Source organism: Streptomyces sp. DSM 15324 (assembly GCF_001514285.1).
Lineage (GTDB): Bacteria > Actinomycetota > Actinomycetes > Streptomycetales > Streptomycetaceae > Streptomyces.
Genome location: NZ_KQ949026.1, coordinates 373,104 through 379,220 on the forward strand (window position 1 = coordinate 373,104; position 6,117 = coordinate 379,220).

At 71.4% G+C, this 6,117-nt stretch carries 2 protein-coding genes and 2 pseudogenes; all 4 read right to left on the reverse strand.

The genetic code is table 11. The features are described 5' to 3' along the window. A pseudogene (locus tag AQJ58_RS43315) lies at positions 1 to 4,524 on the reverse strand (hypothetical protein); the annotation flags it as partial. Positions 4,525 to 4,530: 6 nt separating this feature from the next. Next, entirely contained in the window at positions 4,531 to 4,887 is a 357-nt protein-coding gene (locus AQJ58_RS15725; RefSeq protein ID WP_067250411.1) for a hypothetical protein, read from the reverse strand. Continuing rightward, complete coding sequence (locus AQJ58_RS15730; RefSeq protein WP_067250925.1) at positions 4,880 to 5,386, reverse strand: YbaB/EbfC family nucleoid-associated protein; 507 nt, start codon at positions 5,384 to 5,386, stop codon at positions 4,880 to 4,882. The genes AQJ58_RS15725 and AQJ58_RS15730 overlap by 8 nt, the downstream gene beginning before the upstream one ends. A 14-nt stretch (positions 5,387 to 5,400) precedes the next feature. Continuing rightward, positions 5,401 to 6,117: pseudogene (locus AQJ58_RS15735) on the reverse strand (hypothetical protein); the annotation flags it as partial.

Here is a 6,117-nt window from a genome sequence, read left to right on the forward strand (position 1 = left end):
CTGCTTGCACTGTGCGAACAGCGCGTCCACCCGCACGGCGAACTCCCGGGAGACCTTGACCTGCGCGCCGCCGTCGAGTTGACCCCGCAGCGCCACCCGCGAAACCTGGAGCTCTCTGGCCAGGTCCCTTCCACTGCCCGCCACGCCCCTCAACGCCTGGAGTTTGGTTGCGGTGTCGTCCGGTGTGACGCGTTCGGTGACCGCGTCGGCGGTGACGCCGTCGCGACCGTGTTCGTCGAGCAGGGCGAGTGCCGCGCGGATCCGGTCGGCCGTCTTCTTCGGCACCTTCGACTCATGACCACCCAGGCGGTAGCGGCGCACGACCGACGTGCTGCAGCCGAGCACGCTTGCCACGAACAGTGTTCCCAGGTGGCTGGTGAGGTCCGCGATGGCGTTCTGGAGCCAGGTTCTGCGCTGGCGGACGTGGTTCGTGACGTCGTCGGCGGTCGGTGTGGTGTTCTGCGTCAGGAGCAGGTCGGCGGTTGCCGTGATCCGCTCCGCGACCTCCAGCGTTGGGGAGGAAGTGCCCGCCTGGAGGGATTCCAGGACCTGCGGTGAGACGCCGAGCAGTCTTGGCGTGATGTCGGGGCCGAGCCGGTTCACCAGGTACTGGGTCTCCACCGTGTGCAGAGCGGGGGTGTCGGCCGGTACGGTGGGGAGGCCGTCGGGGTGGACGAGCGCGGCGTGTTCGGCGATCCGCTCGCGCACCACCGGGTCCAGGGCACGCCTGCCGGACATCCAGTCGTACACATCATCCCGGTCCACCTCGACCGTACCGCCGCTGAGTGCGTCGGCCACCGCCCGGAGCGCGGACTCGTCGTCCGCGTGGTTCTCCCGCTCCTTCACGTACAACGATTCCAGGATGTCCCTGACGGACGCGTCGGTCACCCGTCGCTGCACGTCGCCGGCCGGCTGCCTGTGGCGGGTCGCGCCGTTGGAGGCGAGGCGGCCGTGCAGCCCGTCGATTGTTCCGGCGGCGTCTGCGCTCAGCCGCCTCGTGCCGCTGAGCCATCTGGTCACGGTGGACTGGTTAACCCCCAGCTCCCTGGCCACGGCCGCCCCGCTGCCCAGTGTGCGGACCAGGTCATTCAGCTGGGACAGGGCGGTCTGGGCGGTCTGGTCGTCCGCCACGGTCGAAACGCCCGCCGCGGGCGCCTGCGGCGCAACAGACCCTGCAGGCTCCCCGTTCGTACCCGAGGACTCCTGGGGCCGGCCGGGGAACTCGTCACTCCCGAGGACGCGCTCCCCCGGAGTGAAGTCCGGCACATCCTGCGGCGGTCGTCCATCAAGCGCACCGGAATGCGCGACCGCCTGCCCCTCGCCCGCGGTCCGGGCGGCCACGCCCTCGCCCTGTTCTCCCGCCCCCCGTGCATCGCGCATCGCGGGGGCGACAACCAGACCGCGCCGACCGGACCGTTCCTCCACCCCCTGAGCCGACGTGGCGCCGACCGTGTTCCGGTGGAGGTAGGGGGTCAGGACATCTGCGATCTGCCGCAGGTCATCGGAGGTCAGGAGAGCCTTCTTGCCGTCCTTGTACCCGTCCATCAAGTCGTAATGGCCATCGGGGACGTCCTGCGGGCGGTGACCACCCGGCGTCAGCAGGACCCGCGGGTCGGCTCCGTCCCTGCCGTCACGCACACCCAGGCCGTGAACGATCTCGTGAACGAACTTGTCGGCGGGAGCGTCGGTGTACCACTCGTTCTGTCTCATCGGCTCGTCGTCGGTGGGCCTGCCCTTGACGACAGCCACCACAGTGTGCGCCCGGTCCTTGGAGGTGACGAACTCGACGGTGACCTGGAGCCGGGGACCCGACTCCACCCGGTCGTCGCCCTGGTCCTGGAGAGCCTCCAGCCTGTGGCCCGGCTCGTTGACGAGGCGGTCCAGGCCCAGGACGAGCTTCTTGCGGACCTCGGCGACCTCGGCCTCGCTCACACCGTCCTCCGGAACCAGAAGGACACGGCGGGTCAGCCGGATGGTGTCCTGCTCCGGCGTGCTTCCCCGACGCCGTTCCCACGCGTAGCCGACGTCGGTCAGCTCTCCCGACCCCGGCCGCACCACGGGCGCCCCGTCCTTCAACCCGAACTCGAACGCCTCCGCCAGGGGCTCTCCCTCCGGCCCCTGCCCGGCCCGGTGGGGAATCCACCGCTCGGAACGCACCTCGCCTGCCCCCCACACCGCACCCGGCTCCTGCCCGCCGCCGGGTTGCGCGGCAGGTTCCACGGTCACGGGCGTGACCGCAGTGGCCTCGCCCCTGACGGACCGCCCGGAAGGGCCGGCGGACACGGCGGTGTCGCTGTCGGACTCCGAAACGTCGGGCCGGTCGGACCTCCGCTCCTCCGTCCGTCCGTCACCGGTGCCGGCCGCGGGTCCCGCGACGGCCCCCGACACGGTGGGCACCTGTCCGGCAGGCGCCACCGCACCGGCGTTCTCACCGTGGGCCAGTGCGTCGTGGGCCGGATCCGCCGCGTTCCCGCCCACCGTCTCGACCGGGTCCGCGGCCTCCTGGGCCGGGGCCGCCCCGTCCGCCTCCCCACGGGTCTTGGGCACCGTCTGCTCTCCGGCAGTGGGCCGGGCTGTGGCGGCCGGCCCGGCAGCCGTCGGGGCAGAGTGCGGCGCGGCAGCGGGGACGGGCTGGACCAGAGGGGGCGTGCGGTCTGCGGGCTGCTCGTCCGCGCTGACCGAGCCGGGGGACGGCCCGGTCGACGGGGCGGAGCCCGCGGGGGTCTCCGAAACCGTCCGCACAGGGCCGTCGGCGCCCTCTTCGCCGGCGGCGGCATCGCTGTCGCTGTCATGCTCACGGTCCCCGGCCGCGTCCGGGTCCCCGGAGACGGTCCGCACGGGCCGTGACGCGGGGGCGTGGGCGGGGTCGCCCGAGGGGGCCGGCTGAGGGACAGCCGTACCGGAGTGCGGCGCGGCGGCGGGGACGTCCGTGGGCGTGGTGGCCGGCGGCGTGGCCGTCACGGCAGTGACGGCGGCAGGTGTGACCGCCGTAGGCGCGAGCGGTGAAGTCCGGTCCGGGTCGGTCTCCTCGGCTCCGGCGTCGTGCGCGGGCGTGCCGTCGGGGTTCTCGCCCTGGCCGGCACCGGGGCGGTTGCCGGGGACGTTCGTGGTGTTCGTGGTCGGCGCAAGGCTCGGGGAGGCCGTCGAGGACGACGTCGTCGGGGCGGCGCCCAGCGGAACCGAGGTTCCCCCGGGGCCGGTGGAGCCGTCCGAGGCAGCGGCGGGGCCCTCGGCCCCGGGTGCGGGCCGCGTCCCCGTGTCGAGGCCCCCCGGGACCGTGGGACCGGCACCGAGGGTGGGAACGGGGACGACAGGCTCCGATGGTCCGTCTCCGGCGTGTGTGGAGCCACCGCTCCCCGAAATGCCCGGACGGGTGTACTTCTCGCTCGTGTCCTTGTCCTCGCCGCCGCCGGTGCCGAGGCCGGCGTCCGGCCCGTTGACCGTGCCGGCGGGCTGGTCGACGGAGAACTTGGTGTTGATCCACGTGCCCGAGCCCACGGCGCCCGTGTGGAGGACGTGTTCGGACCGGTTGCTGAGGCCCGCGCCGAGGAACGTCGACGAAGACGTGGACCAGTTGCCGTAGAACAGTCCGCCGCCGAGCACCTCGGCCAGGGACTCACCGCCCGCCTCACCGAAGGCGAGACTTCCGCCGGAGAGGTGCCGGCCCTGTGAGGGCTCGACCGGTACGGCCGTTTCCGTGCCGAACTTTCCGGCCTTTCCGCCGGGCGTGTGGTTGATCACCGAGGAACCCGTCTTCTCGCCGACCTTGGCGATGACGTCGTCGGCGACGTTCTTGACAGGTGTCGTCCCCTTGAAGCTCTTCTTGAGCGCGTCGAAGGCGCCCTGGCCGCTCTTGGCGATCGGGGTGATGAAAGCCGCCGCGAACGCGCCGAACGCGCCGTCCTGGGCGATCTGCTTCCAGTCGAAGCCCTTGGGACTGAACGGGCTGTCCGTGAAGGCGATCATGCCCAGGCGCACCGCGAAGGACTGGAACGCCTCCTCCAGCGCCTCACTCAGGATGGGCAGCATATGCGTGTGCCGCATGAGCGTGTCCATGAGCGTGAGGATCAAGACGCGGCTCCGGGCCTTGGCCACGGCGGCCCGGCCGGCCGCCGCTCCGCTGCTGAACACCGACAAGGCGAAGACGACGAGCAGCTCGATGATGAGACGGATCACCTCGGCGATGATCTGCCACTTGGTCTCTTTGATCTGGTAGGAGGTCCTGATCCTGTTGTCGGCGACCTCGTCCAGCTGCCGCGAGAACTGGTTGAGATTGGCGGTCCCGCCCTGGTCCACGAACATGCGCATCGCGCGGACGTAGTTCTGGCCGGCCTGGGGCGGCAGCGCGCGGGCCGCGCTGCCGATCGACTTCTCGACCAGGTCGGACAGCTCGTCCAGATTCCTGGCCAGCTTCCGGTACGGTGCGTGACTCTCGTGCGCCAGGTCCTCGTTCGCCTGGATTAGGCGTTCGCCGGTGAGGACGAACAGCATGTTGTTCACCGGCGTCGAGGCCTGGATCGCCATGTCGTATCAGCTCTTTCTGCCGGTCCCGGTGCTGCCCGCGCCCCGTGACGTGAGGATCGCGTCGAGGTTTCCGGCCTGGGTCTTGAGGATGTTGCGCGCGTTCTCGAGACTGCCGTGGGAGACGGCGCCGATCGCCTCGGCGACCGCCTTGCCGGTGTCGGTCGTCGAGGTCAGTTCCTTGTCCAGGTTCGTACGCAGCGACCGGCCGTAGCTGTCGTCGCCCTCCCAGCCGCTGGTCGCCCTCGCCCCCTCGGCGAAGTCGCCGACGATGGCACCGGACATGGCGGCGATCTTGTCGATGAGCTCCGCCGCCCTGCGGACCTCGTCCGCGTTCGCGCTGTAGGCGCCGCCGGTGTCAGACATCGTGCTCGTCCTCCGTGTCCTCGTGGATCTCGTCGCGCAGGCGGTTCCTGGAAGGGCCGCCGGGTGCGGTGTGCGCGGTCTCCTGGACACCGGGACCGAAGATCGCGGCCCAGTCGATGTCCATACCGGTCATCTCGGGTACGGCGTCGCTCGGCCGGGTGAAGGGCTCGAACGTCTCCATCACCTGCCGGGACATCTGCGTCCGGGCGCGCTCCGCCGCCTCCAGGACGCTGCCGGCCAGCTCACCGGCGGTCATGTTCCGGTACTTGCCGTCCAGGAACCGCAGTTCCGTCAGCTCGCCCTGGTGACCGACCGTGACCTCGACCGCACGGTCCCTGGAGCGCACGGTGCAGGATGCATGACGCAGTTCCTCCTCCGCCTCGGCCACGGCCTTCTGGGTGGCTTCGAGTTCGGCCATCGCCTGGGCCAGCCGCTGCTCGATCGACGCCGCCTGCGCCACCGGTTCCCCGGACGTGTCCTTTCCGCCACCGTCGTTCATCGTCATGCCTCCGCTCATCGTCCGATCACCGCCGGAGCGCCGCCTTCGTCCGTGCCCCACACGTCGTCGTCCTCCTCCGTCCCCCAGTTCGACCGCACGCGGTCGCCTGACTCGGTGGACCGGCCACCCTGACCGCCGTCCATCCCCATGGGGGCGTACGGGGTGGAGGCCGTGACGGGCCGTCCGCCCCTGGTGACGACCACGTCCTCCTCGTCGTCGGCCGACGCGGCCCCCCGGGACCTCCGCCGTCGGCGCAGGGCGGCGCCGTCGCCGTCGCTGAGCACCGAGCGGACGCGTTCGCCGTTCGATCCGCCGGTGCCGCCTCCGCCCATGCCACCCATACCGCCCATGCCGCCCATGCCACCGAACGCCATGGGGTTCAGCGGCATGCCCCCGGTGCTCTCCTGGGCAGCCGAGGAGCCGGTGGAGTCATCGGTGGGTGCGCCCAGCGCGCGACCGGCGTACGGGATGCTGTCGTAGTCCTCGTAGGAGTCGGCGCCCCCGTGCCCGGTGGCGGCGGTTCCATCGGCCAGTGCCGGGTTGAGCGGTGTGCTCATGGGCTGGTGGGCGTTGAGACCGGAGGTGTCGAAGTCGTGGAGGTCGAACGAACTCGGTGACGGCAGATGGTGGTTCAGCCCGGAGGTGTCGCTGCCGGAGTGACCGGAGGTGCCGGAGTGGCCGCCGCTGCCCGGGGTGTGCTTGCCGGTGGACGAGCCGTTCAGGTCGGTGGT